Consider the following 485-nt stretch of genomic DNA (forward strand, 5'->3'; position numbering starts at 1 on the left):
GCGCCGCGCGACCGAGATCTGGCCGGGCGTCAGCGGCGACGCCTTCCGCGCCCGCCGCGCCGCCGCTTCCATCCGGTCGAACACGTCAGCCACCGCCACCGCCCGGCGCGGACGATCCTCGCCCGGTCCGCGATAACCCGCGTCCTCGACCGGCAGTTCCTCGCCCGGCCCCGTCGTGTAGGCACCCGGCACCACCTGCCGCACGGTAAACACACGGCACCCGCCACGCGCCGGCGCAACCGGGATCTCGGGGCCGCAATCCTCGGGGGCTTGCGCCGCCCGCAGCATCGCCGCCACACGCGCGGCCTCGGGCACCAGCCGCGCCGCCGCGCGCCGCTCCAGATCCGACATCCCTTCCCAATCCTGCCCGCTCACCCCTACCGGACGCTCAATCCGCATCGCCATCATCGCACACCCGCCTGTTCCCGCCTTCATACCGCCCATCGTCACCAATCCCTTTTCTCAGCCATCCACCGTCGTCTTCC

1 pseudogene is annotated in these 485 nt (G+C 72.8%); it reads right to left on the bottom strand.

The features are described from left to right. Positions 1 to 351, bottom strand: a pseudogene (locus CG50_RS16945) (hypothetical protein); the annotation flags it as partial. Positions 352 to 485 lie beyond the last annotated feature (134 nt).

The organism is Paenirhodobacter enshiensis (assembly GCF_000740785.1).
Taxonomy (GTDB): domain Bacteria; phylum Pseudomonadota; class Alphaproteobacteria; order Rhodobacterales; family Rhodobacteraceae; genus Rhodobacter; species Rhodobacter enshiensis.